The sequence below is a fragment of the Pectobacterium artocarpous genome, from assembly GCF_046159765.1.
GTDB lineage: Bacteria > Pseudomonadota > Gammaproteobacteria > Enterobacterales > Enterobacteriaceae > Pectobacterium.
Genome location: NZ_JBJXVK010000053.1, coordinates 1 through 1,670, shown reverse-complemented (window position 1 = coordinate 1,670; position 1,670 = coordinate 1). Strand labels below are relative to the sequence as shown.

Sequence of the window (1,670 nt, the reverse complement as noted above, 5' to 3'; positions counted from 1 at the left end):
ATGCGTGATCTGATCCTGAGATTGAGCAAAAGTTCGATTTATTCAACAAAGCCGCAGGATGCTACTGCATTAACCGCCTTGACGACATTAGCGGAAGACAACGACCCGCAGGCATTGAGTATGCTGGGGTTCATCTATGAATATGGCATCACCGTCCCGCAAAATACGACACAAGCGCGCCAGTATTATCAGCAGGCCTGTGAAATAGACGGCAATTTGGGCTGCTACAACGTCTGGTATTTTTATCAATACGGTAAAGGTGTGGCGCAGGATAAAGCACGTGCAAAACAGTTCGCAGAAAAAATGAATCAAACCGACATAAAAATACCCGTTGATGTGATGGATAAGGTTGTCGACTACATTTATTCCGTGAAAGCCGATGCCGATAGTGATATATCCTATCGTCCTAAATTAATTCGAGTAGTAAGACGATATTTGACGAGCGGTGATGCCGATACTCAACGCTTCTTCACCCATATTGGTTTTAGCAAGCAGGATATTCTGCGACTCGCGACATTCTGGGCAAAGGATGGCGATCCAGAAATTAATTTCCACATCGGTCATTTCTATAATTTTGGCTATGCCGATATCAAAAATGAGAATATTGAGGCGTTGAAGTGGTTCCGTGTCGCTGCTGAAGGCGGTCATCGAGAAGCACAAAATATACTTGGGTTAGTCTACGAAAAAGGACGTTGGGGCGTTTACCCAGATGGGGCAGAAGCGGAAAAATGGTATGAGCATGCAGCAAAGCAAGGCGATGATAACGCATTAATGAATCTGGGAAAAATGTATTATCATGGTGTGCTTATCAAGGCCAATTACAGTAAGGCCTATGCCTTGTTTGAACAAGCCTATAAACGTGACCTGACGGGTGCCGGCAGGTATTTATCTCAGATGTATTATAGTGGGCAGTACGTTGGCGTAGATTGTCATCAGGCTCAAAAATACGCCGGAAGCACAGATAACAATTATTTTCGCCAATGTGAAAAAGACAAACGCGAGAGAATAGCGACCCGCGACGTATTACCTCTTTTAACGTTAAAGCATGAATCTAGCCCATACGGTGGGAATAATAATCCCTATAAATGCGAGCTTAATTTCTCTATCAATACGAATAAAGTAGGCGAAGTCGCTAATTTTCGCGCCACGTTGCAACTCAAAAACAGCAAAGGCGCATCTACCGAACAAACGCTCGCTTTCCCACCTTTTGGGTTGAGTAGCCTTGATGCCAGAATGATGGGAGAAAAATTCATATTTTCCCAAGAATCTGCCCTGCTCCCACAGTACCAATCTGATTTTTGCCAGTTCCACGATTTGGAATATCAGGTCACCGCGGCTACCGCCACGATCAACGGCGAAGAGGTGGATGTGCTTAAAACGGGGATTTTAAAGCAACAGGAAAAGCGTTAACACTCAGGATGACTGTTCGATTGTCCATACTGATAGCCCAGAGCGCTGGGCTATCAGTATCAGCGCATTTGCCAACGTGGTTACAGCGTGTACGAATACTCAAAGCAGCACATAGCAATGATATCTGCATGACTCTGCCGGACGGCAGAGTCATATAAACAAAGCGCCAGTAAACTATGGCGCTTTCTCGTTTATATCTCCATGTCAGACCCTGTAAATAATTCTGTGTAATTGCCATCCGATTAAAGGTGGTCGCTCAG

General features: G+C 44.7%; 1 protein-coding gene. It reads left to right on the top strand.

Translation table 11 applies throughout. From position 1 onward, the window contains the following. Nucleotides 1-1,410, top strand: coding sequence for a tetratricopeptide repeat protein (locus ACKQAD_RS20190; protein ID WP_409161746.1), 1,410 nt, complete (start codon nucleotides 1-3; stop codon nucleotides 1,408-1,410). Nucleotides 1,411-1,670: the final 260 nt, after the last annotated feature.

Excerpts from the sequence above, each read along its gene's own strand:
- ACKQAD_RS20190 (WP_409161746.1), top strand. The coding sequence starts at position 1 with ATGCGTGATCTGATCCTGAGATTGAGCAAAAGTTCGATTTATTCAACA.